Consider the following 16,595-nt stretch of genomic DNA (forward strand, 5'->3'; position numbering starts at 1 on the left):
ACGCACTCGCGGAGGAAAACTGGCAACAGTGCGCACCTCGAGCGGACGGAAGTCTGGCACAGTGCGCATCTCTGCGGGCTGGGACGGCGACAGCACTGTGCGCCGGCCGGGGGTCTCGGCGGCGCACAGTGCTGTCGTGGGAGGAAAGTCAGGCGGGGCGTAGACGGACGGAGATCGAGTCGGTGTCCTGGAAGAGGTCGGCGCGGTAGCCGGGGGTGGTTACCACGACCTTGGCGAAGCGGCCCCGGATGCGGCGAGCTTCGAGGATCGGGAACGGCTTGTCGAGCTTCACCGACGGGGTTACGGCGATCTCCAGGACCGAGTGGGCGCCCAGGACGGCTTCGCCGCGGACGACGAGGGCCGCACCGTGCGCAACGTGGGCCGAGCTGTGGGCTTCGTGGGCCGCGTCGCGGGCGCCGGGGGCCGCACCGGGGGTCGCGCTTTGGGCGGCGGGGGTCGCGCTTTGGGCGGCGGGGGTCGCGCTTTGGGCGGCGGGGGTCGCGCTTTGGGCGGCGGGGGTCGCGCTTTGGGCGGCGAGGGTCGCGCTTTGGGCGGCGAGGGTCGCGCTTTGGGCGGCGGGGGTCGTGCTTTGGGCGGCGAGGGTCGCGCCGTGGGGGCCCAGGGAGAGGGCCAGGGTGCCGGTGTCGTGGTGGAAGGTGCCGGCTGTGTGGACCGTGGGGGTGGCAAGGCGCAGGGTGCCGCCGTTCAGAACTACGGGGCCGGTGCCCAGCGCTGAGGGCGTGGCGGCGACCAGGGTGCCCTGAGCAACGGCCGTGCCGCCCCGGTAGCGGTTGGCGCCGGCCAGCGTCAGGGTGCCGGTTCCGTGCTTCAGCAGGCCGCCGCGGCCGGTTATGTTGTTGCGCCACGTGTCGGTTGCGGAGAAGCCGCCCGCGGTGGCGTCCATCGTGACGGCCACGGTCTGGTCGAAGGCGCCGTAGCCGTCGGCGGCGGTGAACAGGTCGAGGCGGCCCCACGCTTCCGGGCCGTCGAGGAGTGGGTTGCCGGCGTCCAGGGCCGTGGTGCGGAGGACCTCCCGGCGCTGCTGGGCGTCCAGATACGGCAGACGGGTTTCCAGGAGAACTTCAGCACCCTTGGGTACGACCATTCGCGCACCGGACGAACGACGAGCGGGAAGGCCGTAGGTCTGCTTCGGGCGGACGATCGACGCGTTGGTGGCGCGGCTGGCGTACGCATCGGAGGAAATGTTCGTGGAGTGCGCGAAAGTGTGCACGTCTCCACCCACCCGCTCCTGGAAGAACCGCAGCGCCTGGGCGCGCGCGTCGGCCTTGAGGGTCGCGTTCGCCGCGTCGCTCAGGATCGCGGCGGCCAGCGCGGTCCCGAGGATTCGACCCCCGATGACGTCGGCCGGTGAGTGCATTCCCGCGATGATGCGTGTTTCCGCCAGGTCGTACGCGGTGGTCACCATCTCCTGGAAGCGCTCGGGCACGGCGTAAGCGAACGCGAGCGCGGCAAGGAACAGCGCGTTGGTGTGACCGCTGACGAAACCGCCGTCCTCAGCCGGGTTGGTGCTTCGCTGACGCAGGAGTTGCGGCGCGACGATCGTGGCGGATTCGTAGACCGGATAGCCGAACTCGTCCACGGTGCCCGTGTCGGTGACCTCGCTCCCGGCGGTGAGTCGCCAGGGCCGCGGGTACTGGTAGGCGAACTTGCTCGGATTGCCGGACGACCACGAGCCGCGCAGCGTGTTGACCAGCGTGACCACCTTGCCGAGCTCGGAGGCCGGATTGCCGGCGCCCAGCGTGGAACCGGCCGGGGCGCCCGCGGGCACGGCGTCGCTGATCGTGGTGGCGGGCGTGGACGCGGGCGCCGTGGTGATGCCGGTGACGGCGAGCGCGCCCGCCTTGTAGAGATCGGCGAGCGGGCCGAGGCCGGCGATCACCGAGTAGCTCTGATGCTGGCGGTCCACGATGAACGCGCGCGCCGCAGCCTCAGCGGACCGATGAGTCGTGGTTTTCACGCAGTACCGGATGTTCGCGCGCAGAAACTGTTCGTCCCGGGCGGAGCCGGTGTTCCAGGCCGTGCCCGTGGTCCAGACGCGCTGCATCCCGGAGAGGATGCGGACAGCCGCGTTGGTCTCAGCGGTCAGATTCGCCGTGACGTTGGTCTTGTAGTCGTCAACGAAGGAGGCGACTACAAGACCGGCGCCGGAAGCGGCGCCAGAAGCGGCGGCGGGTGCGGCGACCAGGCCGACGGCGCCGGCGGCGGAAGCGCGCAGCAGAGTACGGCGGCTGACGTTCATGTAGGAAGCTCCGTTGACGAGGGCATGATCGGCGATCACAGCCTTCGGACGGACGGCGACCCGGAAGCCACATCCCCATGTTGTGAACGTGAACATCCTTCGAATCCGTTGCGCGCAAGACTTCGAAGGTCTCCAATGTGTTGCGTGAAGCGAACCCTCGCCGCCCTCGCCCTCGCCGCCTCACTGATCGCGATCCCCGCGCCCGCCGATGCCGCCGCAAGCGGCACGTTCGACCTGCTCACCTACAACATCGCGGGTCTGCCCGACCTGATCTCCAGCGCGGAGACCGACCGGCAGAGCGCCACCACCGCGATCGGGCAGCGCCTCGGACCGTACGAAATCGTGCAGGTTCAGGAGGACTTCAACTACCACGCCTACCTCTACGCCGCCGACACCACGCACCCCTACCGGACCCCGACCAGCGGTGGTGCGGGCATCGGCTCGGGGCTGAACAGCCTGTCCACACTCGCGTACGACACCGACGACTTCGAGCGCGGCGACTGGAACTCCTGCCAGTGGGACTCCGGCGACTGCCTGACGCCGAAGGGCTTCACGTTCATGCGCGTTCGGCTGGCGGAGGGCGTGTACGTCGACTTCTACGACCTGCACACCAACGCCGGGACCAGCAGCGGGGACCAGGCGTCACGGGCGGACAACCTCAATCAGCTCTCGGCATTTCTCGCCACCCACTCGGCCGGCAACGCGGTCGTCGTGGCGGGTGACACCAACACGCGGTACACGCGAGCAGCCGACACGATCCGCGAGTTCACCGCTGCCAACGGGCTCACCGACGCGTGGCTGAAGGTGGAGCGCGGCGGTGTCGCACCGGCGGCCGGGTCGGAGGCGATGCTGTGCGACGCCGCGGCGATCACCGACACCTGCGAGGTGGTGGACAAGGTCCTCTACCGGAGCAGCCGGTTCGTCACACTGAACGCGACCGCGTACGCCAACGAGCACCTGGGTTTCCGCACCGCAGGCGGGCTGATGCTCTCCGACCACTTCCCGATCAGCACGGCGTTCAGCTGGTCGACGAACACGAATTACGAGTTCAGCGAGCAGTTCGGCGGCCCGCACGGGAGCTACTTCAACGACATCGGGGCGGTGGCGGCCGGTGCCCGGGCGACGTCGATCGGCATCCGGGCCGGGTCACGGGTCGACCAGGTGAGCATCGCGCTGTCCGGGGGAGTGGCCCTCGCCCACGGCGGTACCGGTGGAACGGCGAGAACGTTGACACTCGGCGCCACCGAGTACGTGACCGGTGCCGAGTTGTGCCGGGCGAAGTACAGCGGAACGACCAGGATCTTCTTCGCGAAGTTCACGACCAACCTCGGCAACAGTGTGGCCGGCGGGACGACCACGAGCGACTGCGTGACCCGTACCGCGCCGAGCGGGTGGCAGATCGCGGGATTCCACGGAAGAACGGGCGGCGAAGTCGACAAAATCGGGTTCATCTACACGCGTCGCTGACTCGTACGTCTCATTTCCGCGTGCTGCGGCACCGGGCCGGGTACCCCGGTGCCGCATCGGCCAGGGCCGGTCCGGCCCGGCAAGCGCGGGAGGCGCACATGAAATGGCAACGAGTCTTTCTCACCGGCCTCGGGCTCTGGCTGCTCACGGTGGTGGTCACCTTCGCCACCGGCAACCCGAACCTCATCCCCACGATCGTGCTGCTCGGCAGCTTCCTGGTCCCCGTGACGTTCGTGGTCTGGGCCTCCGGTCGCAGGCACAGCAGTGAGGTCACCTCGGAACGGCTGTTCAGCACGTTCGTCACCGGCGGCGTTCTCGGTGTTCTCGCCGCCTCGCTGCTGGAGGCGTACCTGCTTCACCCTTCCCCGGTCTTCTACCTCGGTGTCGGCCTCATCGAGGAGGCGGCGAAACTGGCGGCACTGGTCTTCCTCACTCGCCGGTTGCAGCACCGGTACGCGATAGACGGCGTGATCCTCGGCGCCTCCGTCGGCTTCGGGTTCGCGGCGTTCGAGTCAGCCGGGTACGCCTTCACCGCCCTGTTCACCCAGCAGGGCCTCTCCCTCACCACCCTCGTCGAGACCGAGTTGCTGCGCGGCGTGCTCACCCCTGTCGGGCACGGCCTGTGGACCGCGATCCTCGGCGGTGTCCTCTTCGCGACGGCAGCGAAGTCGTCGCGCCGGCGGGTGTTCGCCGCCTACCTCGGTGTGGCGGTGCTGCACGCGCTCTGGGACGGCATGGACGGGATCGCGCGAGTGGTCACGCTGGTGCTGGCCGGGAACGAGACGACCGCCGCGCAGGCCCACCTCTTCACGATCATCTCCTGGGGCGGCCTGATCCTCAGCTCACTGATCGGCGTGGCCTGGCTCATCGGCGTGCGACACCGCGCCGCCCGCCTGGAAGCGGCCGGCCTGGGATCGGGCGTCCAGGGAGCGTCCGGCCTGGGATCGGGAGGCCAGGGAGCGGTCGGCCCGGGAGTGGGACGTGTGGAAACGGGCCCCCTGGAAACCAGGCGCATGGAAGCGGGACGCCGGTAGACCCACCACTCCCGAACTGGCCCGCGACAGCCAGAACCCACCAGACCTAGCGTCAAGACGTGCATCCACGACTCTCCGCCGACCTCACCGACCTGCCCGAACTCCTCCAGTCCACCCGCGACTACGCCACCCGCGTCCTGGCCGCCCTGGACGACCGCCCCGTCGCCGCCCGCCCGACCCCGTCCGAACCCACTCCGGTGCCCACGGACGGGGTCGGGACAGCCGGCGCCCTCGAGCAGTTCGACGAGCGATGGGCGCCAGGATTCTCCGGCAGCGCCGGCCCGCGCTATCTCGGCTTCGTCACCGGCGGTGCCACTCCGGCCGCCGTCGCCGGGGACTGGCTCACCAGCGCCTTCGACCAGAACGCGTCGAATCGGTCCGGTTCGTCGGCGGCCGCACTCGAGGACGAGACCGTCTCCTGGCTCGCGGAAATGCTCCACCTGGGTTCCGCCACGTTCACCGGTTCCTTCGTCAGCGGCGCCACGATGTCGAATCTCGTCGGGCTCGCGATTGGCCGGGAATGGCTCGGGGACCAGGCCGGGATCTCGATCGCGCGGCAGGGTGTGGCGGCGCTGGGCGCGGTCACGGTGTTGTCCGGTACGCCACACTCCAGCATTTACAAATCGCTGTCGATGCTCGGGCTCGGCCGGGATTCGGTGCGCTCAGTGCGTACGATCAAAGGCCGCGAAGCGGTTGATCTTGAAGAATTGGAAGCGGAACTCGTCGCCCTGAACGGTCGCCCGGCAATCGTGGTGGCCAATGCCGGAACCGTCAACACGGTCGATTTCGACGACCTGCGAGCCATCGCCGCGTTGCGTGAGCGACACCCGTTCTGGCTGCACGTCGACGCCGCTTTCGGCGGGTTCGCGGCCCTGTCGCCGGAGCACGCGCACCTGGTCGACGGCCTGGCCGAGGCCGACTCGATCTGCGTCGACCTGCACAAATGGCTCAACGTTCCCTACGATTCGGCGGTGCAGTTCACCCGGCGGCGGGATCTGCAGATGCGGGTGTTCCAGAACGCGGCGGCCTATCTTCCCGCCCCCAGCGACGAGGCTCCCGACTATTTTCACCTGACCCCGGAGAACTCGCGCCGCCTGCGGGCCCTTTCCGCCTGGTTCGCGCTGACCGCATACGGTGTGGAAGGGCACCGGGAAATCGTTTCCCGCACCATCCGGGCGGCCCATCGGCTGGGCGTGCGTCTCGCGGCGCTGCCCGGCGTGCGCCTGCTTTCTCCGGTACGCCTGAACGTCGTCTGTTTCACCATTACCGCCCAGGTCCCGGCTGTCGTCAACGCGATCGCGGAATCCGGCGAGGCATTCCTGACGCCCACCGTTTACCAGGGACAACCGGCATTGCGGGCGGCGTTCAGCAACTGGCGAACCGTCGAGGCCGACGAGGACCGCGTGTTCGAGGTGCTCCGCGAACTCCTGAGCTGACCCGACCCATCCGCGCCCCGCGGCACTGCGAATCCATGTCGATGTCAGCGCCGGGGCCACTCCCGGCCGAGCTACGGGGAGGCAATCATGAACCGCTGGATCATCGCCGGCTTCGGAGCCGCAGCGGTCGCCGCGCTGCTCGCGGTGGCGGTAACGACAGTGAGCAGGGCCGGCCATTCCGAGGACGCGGCAACGAACACCACGCTGTTCGACGTCAACGCCGAGGTGCCCGTCACCCAGGCATGACACACCACCCGGACGTCCCGCGCAGGTGCGGGGCGTCCGGGCAAGCCCATCGATGCTCTTGACTGCGATGCCCCACTCCGGTAACTCTTAACAAAATTTACTGAGGAGTGGGATCGTGCGGAAGACGGCTTTTGCGATGGCACTGGCACTCGGGCTCGCGGGAGGCGCGGCGGTGACAGCGCCCGCGGCGACGGCCACGCCCGGACACTCCCGCGAGTGCGCGACGCCGTCGATCGACCGCCTCCAGCAGTGGATCGCCAGCGGCGAGGGCACCACCGTCCCGGCCACCGGCAGCCTGCTCGTCCCGGCCCACCGAGGCCAGAGGTACGCCGCCCGCGTCTCCTTCCTCAACGACGAGTGGCACGTCGTCGTGGTCTGGCTCGGCAATCAGTTCGAGGCACAGGCCGACCTCACCAGGTCCGCCGGGTTCCGCCTCACCTACAGCGCCACCGACGACCTCTACGTCCAGCTCCGCTCCGCCTCGCACTGGAGCGGCGGCGCCCAGTGGCTCACCAGGATCCCGTCGACGCACGGCCGCACTGTGACCCGCTTCTTCAGCTTCCGGCCGCAGGCGTGGACCTCCCTGCCCGAGCTGGGCGCCCCGGCCCACCCGTTCGACGAGGCACTCAGCGAGGCCCGGGGCTTCGTCTTCGTCGGCAAGACCGCCAACGAGATCGAGTTCCGCAGCCTCCGCGTCGACCGCTACACGCCGCCCTGCCTGTGATCGCGGCTGTTGGAGGGCGCCGGCGGGAAGCCGGCGCCCTCCACGGACGAGGCTAGGCCGTGATGTTCCACTGCTGGCAGTTGTTGCCCAGCGCGCCCCACTGCCGCACCGCCACACCGTCGCCGGTGCCGCAGTTGGTCACGTCCAGGACCAGCCCGTTACCCCGGTTCGCGATGAGATATCCGCCGCTGATCGGGGTCAGGCTCCACTGCTGGCAGACGTTGCCGAGGGAGGCCCAGAGGTTCAGGGCCGTGCCGTTCGCGGTGCCGCAGTTGACCGAGTCAAGGACGGTTCCGCTGTTGGCGTTGGTGATGCGGTAGTAGTTGCTCGCCAGGCGGGTGAAGGTCCACTGCTGGCACGCGTTGCCGAGCGACGACCACTGCTGGATCGCCGTGCCGTTCGCGGTGCCGCAGTTCTGGGCGTCGAGGACCTTGCCGCTGTTCTGGTTGATCAGGCGGTACCGGGTGCCCGCCACCGGGAAGGAGACGCTGCCGCCGGGGTCGCCGGACGGTGCGGTGAGGGTGGCGCCGACGGCGTCGGGGGTGCCGAGGTTGGGTGAGCCGTCGGAGTTCCAGCTGATCTTCTTGATCCGGGTGGTGCGGGTGCCGCCGCAGCCCTGCGAGGTGCTCTCGTTGGCGTGGTAGACGAGCCAGGTCTCGGCGCCGTCGGGCGAGGTGAAGAAGCCCTGGCCGCCGGGGCCGTAAACGCCGTTGCCGTCGCTGCGCTGGAAGATCGGGGTGCTCTTCTTGGTCCAGGAGGAGGCGGAGAGCGGGTTGCTGCCGGTCAGCGTCAGCATGCCCAGCTTGTAGTCGGGCGTGTTGCAGGAGCTGGCCGAGTACGTCAGGAACGTCTGCCCGTTGCGCTGCAGCACGTACGGCGCCTCCTGCGTGTTGCCGCCCTGCATCTCCCAGGACAGCGTGGGGTACGAGATCCGCGTGCCGTACGCCGAAACCGTCCACGGATTGCTCATCGGCGCGATGAACGTGCTCTGCAGGTTGCCGACCCACGACGAGTACAGGAAGTAGTTGGCGCCGTTGATCGTCGCCACGCTCCCGTCGATCGCCCAGCCGTTGCCCGACTGCACGTTGAGCTGGCCGCGGTACGTGTACGGCCCCATCGGGTTGTCGCCCGAGCTCTCCAGGACATAGGAACGCTGGCCGTCACAGCAGGCCGGGGTGCCGGCGCTGTAGTAGAGGTACCAGCGTGTGCCGTTCGGCCCGGCCAGCCGGTGCAGCGACGGCGCCCACACGTTGCAGCAGTTGGTGGATCCGCTGCCGGTGTAGACGACCGAGTAGGTGGCGCCGGGCAGTGCGGCCACCGACGTCGCGCGCTTGACGACGATCTGCGAGTTCCAGGTCGTCGCCGCGATGTAGTAGTAGCCGTTGTGGTAGCCCATCCACGGATCGGCTCCGTAGGGGGCGGCCGCCAGCGGGTTGCTGAACGTGACGGCGGCTTGTGCGGGGGTGGCGGCCTGCGGGAGGACCACCGCGAGGACGGACGCGGCGGCCAGCAGGACGAAGGCGGCGGCCGAACGCGCCAGGCGCGCGGCCACCGACCGGTACGGGGGCATGATGCCTTCCTTTCGGGGGAGCGGATGGCACACGGGGATTGTGTTTCGTAAATGTGAACGATCACAATTCGTGTGTCAAGAGCCCAGCTCAGACCTGCTGGGTACGCTCCACCAAGGCCTGCGCGACCTCCCGCAGTTTGCGGTTGGAGCTCTGCGAGGCGCGGGACAGGATCGCGAACGCCTCGTCGGCGCCGCACCGCCGCTGGCTCATGATGATCCCCTTGGCCTGCTCGATCACCGCCCGGGACTCCATCGCCACCTGCATCTGCTGCGCGAGGGTCGCCGTGGTGTCATAGACGTGGGCGTTGGCCAGGGCGACCGCGGCGTACCCGGCGAACGTCTCGGCCAGCACCACCGCGTCGTCGTCGAACGCCCGCACATCCGTACCGTAGATGTTGAGCGCCCCGACCACCTGCTCCTGGATGGGCAGCCCGACCGAGAGCGCGCTGTGCACGCCGGCCGTGTTGGCGTTCTCCTCCCAGCCCGGCCAGCGGTACTCGGCGGCCACGTCACCGACCAGGATCGTCCGGTGCTCCGCGGCGGCGTCCAGACAGGGGCCGCGGCCGTTCTCGTACTGCCACTTGTCGATCAGCAGGGCCGCGTCGCCGGTGTGCGCGACCGTTCGCGGGCGGTCCGCCCGGACCAGCGTCACCGAGACCTCGTAGGCCCCCGGCACCGCGCGCCGGGCGATCGAGGCGACCTGGCCGAGCACACCCTCCAGGTCGCTCTCGCCCAGGTGGATCCGGCCGAGTTCGGCGAACGCGTCCAGGGACATGAGGAATCTGTACCCAGGCCCGGCCGATTTCATCCTTTGACCGTGACACCCCGGGGACTAGGTTGGGTGCGGGTCAAGCAGGCGCCCGCACCATCGCGTTCTCGCCGACGGTAAGGGCTGGTTCATGCCTGATTCGTGTCTGAAGGTGTGCACTCGGCGCGTCACCGCCGCCGACGGCACATCCGCCCGCCTGGTCACCGTGACCGGCGAGATCGACGCCGACACCAGCCCGGCGCTGAACGCCGCCCTGCTGCACGCCGTCGAGGAGTGTGTGCTGGTCTACTGCGATCTGGGCGGCATCGGCTTTTTCGGCGCGGCGGGCGCCAACGTCCTCGCCTCGGCCGCCCGCCGGGCGGCGTCGCTCGGCCACCGGCTGGAAGTGCGCGGGGTGCGCGGTCTCACCGAGCAGATCGTCCGGATCGCCGGTCTCGACCTCATCGTGCGGGTCTCCGGCTGACGGGCCGATGCCACTTCGGTATTATCGGCCTCCTGCGGGCCGGAGTCGTATCGACACCGGCGAACCAGCGTCAAGCAGCGGCGCGGGTCCGTGGGCCTTACCGCCCACAGGGCAGCACCACCGGCAAACCCAACGCGAGCCGCCCGACGGCGGCTTGCGGTCCGCTGCGGGGATCCTCTGACGTTGATGGCGCACGACCCGACCGACTTCGCCGCCGAGCTCGGTCGTATCAAGCTCGGCGAGACCGACCTCAACGGTGTCCTTGACCGTGTCGCCGGTCTGGCGCACCGGACCCTGCCGCAAGCCGGCCAGGTCTCGATCACACTCGTCCGCGAGGGCAGCGCGTACACCGCGGCGTACGTGGGTGCCGACGCGCTGCGCCTCGATCAGCAGCAGTACGAGCAGGCCGCCGGGCCGTGCCTGGAGGCGGCCGCCGCCGGGACGACGGTCTCGATGCCGGACGCCGCGAGCGAGTCGCGGTGGAGCGGGTGGGGCCGGCACGTCGCCGGGGCCGGCCTCGGCAGCGTCCTCTCGGTGGGGCTGCCGATCGAGGAGAGGGTCGCCGGGGCGCTCAACATCTACGGCGAACGGCCCGGTGCCTTCGACGACGAGGCCGTGCGGCTGGCGCAGGCCTTCGGGCGGTACGCGACCGTCGCTCTCGCCAACGCGCACCTCTACGCCAGCACCGCGAGCCTCGCGCAGCACATGCAGGTGGCGATGGAGAGCCGGGCGGTGATCGAGCAGGCCAAGGGGATCATCATGGGCGAGCGCCGGTGCACGGCCGACGAGGCGTTCGCCATCCTCACCAAGGTCTCCCAGGACTCCAACCGCAAGGTACGTGACGTGGCCGCCGCCCTGGTGGAGCGCACGCAACGAGGACCGGGCGCCTGACCGTTCACGGGGACGGTCAGGCGCTCACATCGATCCGGTTGCCCCCGCCGCCGTGCTGGGACAGGTAGCGCAGCGCTGGCTCCAGGTATCCGCTGATCGGGTTGCGGCCCGTCGGGCTCTGGTCGTACCGGCGCTCCAGGTCCTTCAGGTACAGCGCGGTGATCTCCTGGCCCGGCGCCAGCCTGCCGGACGCCCGGTCGGCCGCGACGGCTGCGGCGAGCGAGTTGATCCAGCCCTGGTTGGTGCCGGTGCCGATCCGCTGCCCGGTCGCCTGGAGAATCAGCTCGCGGTCCCGGTCGGTCAGCGACGCCGAGTCCTCGCGGGCGTTCTGGTTCCGTTCCCGGGCGGGCGAGCGGGCCGGGGTGACCGGCGGGGTCTGCTGAGTGCGGTTGAGCCGGGAAACGGACATGGCGGACTCCACGAGGACGGTGGTCGCTCTTCCCTCTCCTGATCGGCGGTACGGGGGCTGACCTGAGAACTTGTGGGTATTCCCTGGTCATGACCACATGGACAACTGAGGAGCGCATCGACGTCGGGCCGGTGCGCCTGGACGCCGACCTGACCCTTCCGGAGCACCCGGTCGGGGCGGTCCTGTTCGCGCACGGCAGCGGCAGTTCACGCCACAGCCCGCGGAACCAGGCCGTGGCCCGGGAGCTCAACCGGCGCGGGCTCGCCACCGTCCTCGCCGATCTGCTCACCGCCGAGGAGGAGGCACGCGACACGCGTACCGGCGATCTGCGGTTCGACATCGGGCTGCTCGCCGACCGGCTCGTGGGCATCGTCGACTGGATGCGGCAGAACCCGTCCACCGCGGCGCTGCCGATCGGGTTGTTCGGCGCGAGCACCGGCGGGGGAGCGGCCCTGGTCGCCGCGGCCGCCCGGCCCTTCGCCGTACGCGCGGTCGTCTCCCGTGGCGGCCGTCCCGACCTGGCCGGCCCCGCGCTGCTGGAGGTGCGCGCCCCGGCGATGCTGATCGTGGGCGAGAACGACCCGAGGGTGCTGGAATTGAACGAGCAGGCCCGCAACACCATGCGGATCCGCGCCGAGCTGCGGATCATTCCGGACGCCACGCATCTGTTCGAGGAGCCCGGCGCATTGGATCAGGTGGCCGAGGAGGCCGGCGGATGGTTCAGCATGCATCTGGCCGCGGCGATGCGCGATCCGGTGAGGTGACTCCGATGATCTTCCGGGATCGCGTGCAGGCCGGACGGCTCCTGGCCGAGAAAGTGGCAAATTATATCGATAAATCGGACACCATCGTTCTCGCTCTGCCGCGCGGCGGACTGCCGGTCGCGGAGTCGGTCGCGGACCGGATCAAGGCCGACCTCGACATCGTCGTGGCCCGCAAGATCGGCGCACCCGGCCACCCGGAGTTCGGCCTCGGCGCGATCGCCGAGGACGGGCCGCCCGTCTACGACCAGGCGAACCTGCGCTATGCCGGGGTCCGGGAGGCGGACCTGTCCGGCATCCTGGCCGCCGAGCGCGCCGAGCTGGAACGCCGGATCCGGCGGTACCGCGGGCACCGGCCGGCGCCGCCGGTGTCCGGCCGGGTCGTGGTTCTGGTCGACGACGGGCTGGCCACCGGGGTCACCGCGCACGCCGCGCTGCGCTGGATCCGGCAGCAGGGCCCGGCCCGGCTGATCCTGGCGGTGCCGATCGCGGCGCCGCAGGCACGCGACGCGCTGGCGCCCGAGGTGGACGCGGTGGTGTGTCTCAGCGCACCTGACGACTTTCTGGCAGTCGGCCGCTGGTACGAGAACTTCGCCCAGCTCACGGACGAGGACGTGTACGCCGTCCTGTCCCGTCATCACCCGGCAAACGTCTGACATAAGCGGGGCCCGTTGTGCCCGCCCAAGGAATTCATCTAGCGTTGAGTTCAACACTTGATGAGTTTCCCTGGGGAGGGACAGATGGACACCGCGATCGAGGTCGAGGGCCTCGTCGTCAAACGGGGGAAGCGCGTCGTCCTCGACGGCTTCTCCTGCGTGATCCCGCGTGGCAGCGTCACCGGCCTGCTCGGCCCGAGCGGCAGCGGGAAGACCACGCTGATGCGCGCGATCGTCGGCGTGCAGGTCGTCGCGGGCGGCACGGTCACCGTCCTCGGCCACCCCGCCGGCTCGGCGCCGCTCCGCCGCAAGATCGGTTACCTGACACAGGCGCCGAGCGTCTACGCCGACCTGACGGTCGCTGAGAACACGCGCTACTTCGCCAGCCTCTACCGGCTGCGCTCCGCCGACGCGGACCGGGCGATCGAGGCGGTCGGCCTGGCCGACCACCGCAACCAGCTGGTCGCCAACCTCTCCGGCGGCCAGCGCAGCCGGGCGTCGCTCGCCTGCGCGATCGTCAGCCGCCCCGAGGTCCTCGTCCTCGACGAGCCGACCGTCGGGCAGGACCCGGTGCTCCGCGACGAGCTGTGGGACCACTTCCGCAGGCTCGCCGCCGACGGCGCCACCGTGCTCGTCTCCAGCCACGTGATGGACGAGGCGAACCGTTGCGACCGCCTCCTGCTGATCCGTGAGGGAGTGCTGATCGCCGACGACACCCCCGCGGCGGTCAAGACCGCGGCGGGCACGCAGGACCTGGACGAGGCGTTCCTGCGCCTCATCAAGCAGCAGGCGGTGGCGGCATGATCCTCGCGAGCACGATCCGGCGCATCATCACCCAGCTGCGGCACGACCCGCGGACCATTGCGATGATCATCGTGGTGCCGACGCTGCTGATCACGCTGATCTATTTCATGTACGAGGGCATGCCCAACATCTTCGACCGCATCGCCCTGACGATGCTGGGCATCTTCCCGTTCATCGTGATGTTCCTGATCACGAGCATCGCCATGCTGAGGGAGCGCACCACCGGCACCCTGGAGCGCCTGTTCACGACCCCGGTCGGCAAGCTGGACCTGCTCTTCGGCTACGGCGTGGCCTTCGGGCTGGCGGCGGCGGTCCAGGCGGCCGTCGCGGCCGGGTTCGCCTACTGGGTCCTCGACATGCACACGGCCGGCAGCGTGAGCCTGGTCATCCTGATCGCGGTGGCCAACGCCGTCCTCGGCGTGGCCCTGGGCCTGCTGTGCAGCGCGTTCGCGCGGACCGAGTTCCAGGCGGTCCAGTTCATGCCCCTCGTCGTCGCGCCGCAGCTCCTGCTCTGCGGGTTGTTCGTGCCGCGGGAGGAGATGGCAGGCTGGCTGCAGGCGATCAGCAACCTGCTCCCGATGTCCTACTCCGTGGAGGCGCTGACCGAGGTGGGCGCCAACGCCGAGCCGACCGGCATCATGTGGCGGGACCTCACGATCGTGGTCGGCGCGATCGTGGTCGCGCTCATCCTGGGAGCGGCGACGCTGCGCCGCCGGACGCCGTAAGGAGCACATGTGGTGGTGAGACGGACCGGGCGCCGTCCCGGCAACCCGGACACCCGGGAAGCCATTCTCGACGCGGCGCGCACCGCGTTCGCCGAGAAGGGGTACGACGGCGCCTCCATCCGTGCCATCGCGGCCGGCGCCGGGGTCGACCCGGCGCTGGTGCACCACTACTTCGGCACCAAGGACAAACTGTTCCTGGCCAGCATGAACTCGCCGATGGACCCGCTCCAGGTGATCGCCGAGGCGACCGAGGGCGACCGGTCCGAGCTCGGCGTCCGGCTGGTGCGCACGTTCCTGCGGATCTGGGACGGCCCGGGCGGCGCGGCGGGGGTCGCGATGCTGCGCTCCGCGGTCGGCAACGAGTGGGCCACCAAGCTGTTCCGCGAGTTCATCGTCACCCAGATCCTGCGCCGGGCCGTCGCCAAGGCCGGGCTCGACCCGGTCCAGGGCCGGCTGCGGGTGACCCTGGTGGCCTCCCAGCTGGTCGGCCTCGCGATGGCCCGTTACGTGATCAAGGTGGAGCCGCTGGCGTCCGCGCCGCCCGAGGCCATCGTCGCGGCGATCGGCCCGACGATCCAGCGATACCTCACCGACGACCTCCCGGGCGTGTTTCCGCCGGAATGATCGTGGGAACTCCGGGGGCGTGCCCCGGCTCATCGTCCTGATTTGTCTGGTGATGCTGGCCGGCTGTGGCTCCCTCGGTGAGCGGGAGGACGCGGCCGCCGAGACTGCGACCGCCTTTCTGCGCGCGGTCTCCGGCCAGGACGGGGCGGCCGCCTGCGGCGTCCTTGCCCCGGAGACGATGGCGGAGGTCGAGCAGGGCGCGGGCCAGAGCTGCGCGGTGGCCATTCTGAGCGAGAATCTTCCGGCTCCGTCGGCCGTCCAGGACATTCAGGTGTACGGGCAACGCGCTCTGGTCCGTCTCGAGGACGAGTCCGTGTTCCTGGCTGTGTTCCCCGGCGGCTGATATGCGGTTCCAGTACTACTTTCTCCTGGCGGTGGTCTCGGCCGGCCTGGTGTACTTCGCCGCGCTGGGGGTGCTGCACCGATGAAGCGGTTCCTGCGGGAGAACTCGCTCGGCCTCGTCTTCGGTGCGCTCTTCCTGATCGTGCTGGTCGGCCAGGGGCTCGCCGGTCACGCCGACTTCAACCAGCAGCAGATCGCCGCCGGCATGGAACCGGTCCCGCTCGGCCGCTACCTGACCTCGGCCAGTTTCGGCGCCGACGTGGCCGAGAACTGGCAGTCCGAGTACCTGCAGTTCTTCCTCTACATCTATCTGACCGTCTGGCTGGTCCAGAAGGGCTCGCCGGAGTCCAAGAAGATCGGCGAGGAGGGCCGCGAGTCCGACCGCAAACAGAAGGTCGGCGCGTACGCCACCGGCGAGTCGCCGCGCTGGGCCCGGTACGGCGGCCTGCGCGGCACCCTGCTGGCCAACTCGCTCGGCCTGGTGATGGGCATGCTCTTCCTCGGCTCCTGGCTCGCGCAGTCGCTCGCCGGCGTGGTCGCGTTCAACGAGGAGCAACTGCGCGACCTGCGGGAGCCGGTGACCTGGGAGCGGTACCTGACCGAGCCGGACTTCTGGAACCGCACCCTGCAGAACTGGCAGTCCGAGCTGCTCGCCGTCGCGTCCATGGTGATCCTCTCGATCTACCTGCGGCAGCGCGGCTCACCGGAGTCGAAACCGGTAGGCAGCTCACACCTGTCAACCGGCGTCGAGGGCTAGGCAGTCCACCAGCCTGGGCGGGCCGCCCGCTGCGCGGGCGGCCCGCTGGGCGCGCAGCGGTCGAGCTCGGCCTTCGCGGTTCGGGCCGCCGGAGCGGCCAGAAAGAACGTTCGTTCTATCGCCCGGCGGAAAGAACGTTCGTTCTATCAACCGGCGGCCCGAACCGTCCCGTCAGTCCTTGAGGACCGTCTCGATCTGCTCCATCGCCAGGCGCAGGCCCTCCTCCATGCCCATGGCCGACATCCGCTCCAGCTGCTCGGCGCTGATGAACGTGGAGACCGAGGTCATCCGCGTCCCCGAGCCGTTCGGCTCCAGGGTGACCACGCCGTGGGTGATGTCCTTCGGGTCGACCGGGTCGCCGTTGTCGTCGGCGAAGCCGTCGTCGAACTCGATGCGGTGCGGCGCGTCGATGGCGGTGATGGTCCACCAGCCGTGCGACTTCTCGCCGCCCGGCCCGGTCATGTAGTAGCGGACCTGGCCGCCGGGCTCGAACTCGAACCGCTCGAACGTCGCGGGCCAGGTCGGCGGGCCCCACCAGCGCTCCAGCTTGCGCGGATCGGCCCAGACCTGCCAGACCCGGTCGACCGGTGCGTCGAACTCGGCGACGAACGTGAGCGTCAGCCGCTCCACGTCCTTGTTCGAACTGATCACTGTCAT

19 protein-coding genes are annotated in these 16,595 nt (G+C 69.8%); 14 read left to right on the forward strand and 5 right to left on the reverse strand.

The features are described 5' to 3' along the window. Positions 1–148 precede the first annotated feature (148 nt). The gene (locus AB0M02_RS12205; RefSeq protein ID WP_364225040.1) at positions 149–2,260 is read right to left on the reverse strand and encodes a phosphatase PAP2 family protein; all 2,112 of its coding nucleotides are present in this window, start codon (positions 2,258–2,260) and stop codon (positions 149–151) included. A 144-nt stretch (positions 2,261–2,404) separates the two neighbouring features. Between AB0M02_RS12205 and AB0M02_RS12210 the strand changes: the two genes are divergently transcribed. The 5 genes from AB0M02_RS12210 (at position 2,405) to AB0M02_RS12230 (ending at position 7,167) form a co-directional block, all read left to right on the forward strand. After that, positions 2,405–3,727: a jacalin-like lectin gene (locus tag AB0M02_RS12210; RefSeq protein WP_364225042.1), complete on the forward strand. Its 1,323-nt coding sequence runs from the start codon at positions 2,405–2,407 to the stop codon at positions 3,725–3,727. Positions 3,728–3,825: 98 nt separating this feature from the next. After that, a complete protein-coding gene (locus AB0M02_RS12215) occupies positions 3,826–4,761 on the forward strand; it encodes a PrsW family glutamic-type intramembrane protease (RefSeq protein WP_364225044.1) in 936 nt (311 codons plus the stop codon). A 59-nt stretch (positions 4,762–4,820) separates the two neighbouring features. After that, positions 4,821–6,197, forward strand: a complete 1,377-nt coding sequence (locus AB0M02_RS12220; RefSeq protein WP_364225046.1) for a pyridoxal-dependent decarboxylase — start codon at positions 4,821–4,823, stop codon at positions 6,195–6,197. Between the two features lie 87 nt (positions 6,198–6,284). Further along, entirely contained in the window at positions 6,285–6,443 is a 159-nt protein-coding gene (locus tag AB0M02_RS12225; protein ID WP_364225048.1) for a hypothetical protein, read from the forward strand. A gap of 115 nt (positions 6,444–6,558) precedes the next feature. Further along, on the forward strand, positions 6,559–7,167 hold the full coding sequence (locus AB0M02_RS12230) for a hypothetical protein (RefSeq protein ID WP_364225050.1): 609 nt from the start codon (positions 6,559–6,561) through the stop codon (positions 7,165–7,167). A 52-nt stretch (positions 7,168–7,219) separates the two neighbouring features. Here the strand turns inward: AB0M02_RS12230 and AB0M02_RS12235 are convergent, their stop codons facing one another. Both AB0M02_RS12235 and AB0M02_RS12240 read right to left on the reverse strand, forming a co-directional pair. Continuing rightward, positions 7,220–8,737 (reverse strand): family 43 glycosylhydrolase, encoded by a 1,518-nt coding sequence (locus AB0M02_RS12235; protein ID WP_364225052.1) that lies wholly within the window; start codon positions 8,735–8,737, stop codon positions 7,220–7,222. 88 nt (positions 8,738–8,825) lie between these two features. Further along, positions 8,826–9,512, reverse strand: a complete 687-nt coding sequence (locus AB0M02_RS12240) for a GAF and ANTAR domain-containing protein (protein ID WP_364225054.1) — start codon at positions 9,510–9,512, stop codon at positions 8,826–8,828. A 124-nt stretch (positions 9,513–9,636) separates the two neighbouring features. On the opposite strand from AB0M02_RS12240, the gene AB0M02_RS12245 reads away from it, so the two are divergent. Both AB0M02_RS12245 and AB0M02_RS12250 read left to right on the forward strand, forming a co-directional pair. Beyond that, a complete protein-coding gene (locus tag AB0M02_RS12245; RefSeq protein ID WP_364225056.1) occupies positions 9,637–9,969 on the forward strand; it encodes an STAS domain-containing protein in 333 nt (110 codons plus the stop codon). A gap of 186 nt (positions 9,970–10,155) precedes the next feature. Beyond that, complete coding sequence (locus tag AB0M02_RS12250; RefSeq protein WP_364225058.1) at positions 10,156–10,860, forward strand: GAF and ANTAR domain-containing protein; 705 nt, start codon at positions 10,156–10,158, stop codon at positions 10,858–10,860. Between the two features lie 16 nt (positions 10,861–10,876). Here the strand turns inward: AB0M02_RS12250 and AB0M02_RS12255 are convergent, their stop codons facing one another. After that, entirely contained in the window at positions 10,877–11,269 is a 393-nt protein-coding gene (locus tag AB0M02_RS12255) for a hypothetical protein (protein WP_364225060.1), read from the reverse strand. Positions 11,270–11,358: 89 nt separating this feature from the next. Here AB0M02_RS12255 and AB0M02_RS12260 point away from each other — a divergent pair, with 89 nt between their 5' ends. From AB0M02_RS12260 to AB0M02_RS12290, 7 genes are all read left to right on the forward strand, one after another. Further along, positions 11,359–12,033 carry an alpha/beta family hydrolase gene (locus AB0M02_RS12260; RefSeq protein ID WP_364225062.1) on the forward strand — a complete coding sequence of 225 codons (675 nt, stop codon included), beginning with the start codon at positions 11,359–11,361 and terminating at the stop codon, positions 12,031–12,033. 5 nt (positions 12,034–12,038) lie between these two features. Beyond that, positions 12,039–12,686, forward strand: a complete 648-nt coding sequence (locus AB0M02_RS12265; RefSeq protein ID WP_364225064.1) for a phosphoribosyltransferase family protein — start codon at positions 12,039–12,041, stop codon at positions 12,684–12,686. A gap of 84 nt (positions 12,687–12,770) precedes the next feature. Continuing rightward, positions 12,771–13,490 carry an ABC transporter ATP-binding protein gene (locus AB0M02_RS12270; RefSeq protein ID WP_364225066.1) on the forward strand — a complete coding sequence of 240 codons (720 nt, stop codon included), beginning with the start codon at positions 12,771–12,773 and terminating at the stop codon, positions 13,488–13,490. Next, on the forward strand, positions 13,487–14,215 hold the full coding sequence (locus tag AB0M02_RS12275; RefSeq protein ID WP_364225068.1) for an ABC transporter permease: 729 nt from the start codon (positions 13,487–13,489) through the stop codon (positions 14,213–14,215). The genes AB0M02_RS12270 and AB0M02_RS12275 overlap by 4 nt, the downstream gene beginning before the upstream one ends. Positions 14,216–14,227: 12 nt before the next feature. Beyond that, complete coding sequence (locus tag AB0M02_RS12280; RefSeq protein ID WP_364226056.1) at positions 14,228–14,839, forward strand: TetR family transcriptional regulator; 612 nt, start codon at positions 14,228–14,230, stop codon at positions 14,837–14,839. 19 nt (positions 14,840–14,858) lie between these two features. Continuing rightward, on the forward strand, positions 14,859–15,182 hold the full coding sequence (locus AB0M02_RS12285; protein WP_364225070.1) for a hypothetical protein: 324 nt from the start codon (positions 14,859–14,861) through the stop codon (positions 15,180–15,182). 81 nt (positions 15,183–15,263) lie between these two features. Next, a complete protein-coding gene (locus AB0M02_RS12290) occupies positions 15,264–15,938 on the forward strand; it encodes a DUF6766 family protein (protein WP_364225072.1) in 675 nt (224 codons plus the stop codon). Between the two features lie 171 nt (positions 15,939–16,109). Here AB0M02_RS12290 and AB0M02_RS12295 read toward each other — a convergent pair whose 3' ends face one another. Further along, positions 16,110–16,595 carry an SRPBCC domain-containing protein gene (locus tag AB0M02_RS12295; protein ID WP_364225074.1) on the reverse strand — a complete coding sequence of 162 codons (486 nt, stop codon included), beginning with the start codon at positions 16,593–16,595 and terminating at the stop codon, positions 16,110–16,112.

The sequence above is a fragment of the Actinoplanes sp. NPDC051861 genome (assembly GCF_040681145.1).
Classification (GTDB): domain Bacteria; phylum Actinomycetota; class Actinomycetes; order Mycobacteriales; family Micromonosporaceae; genus Actinoplanes.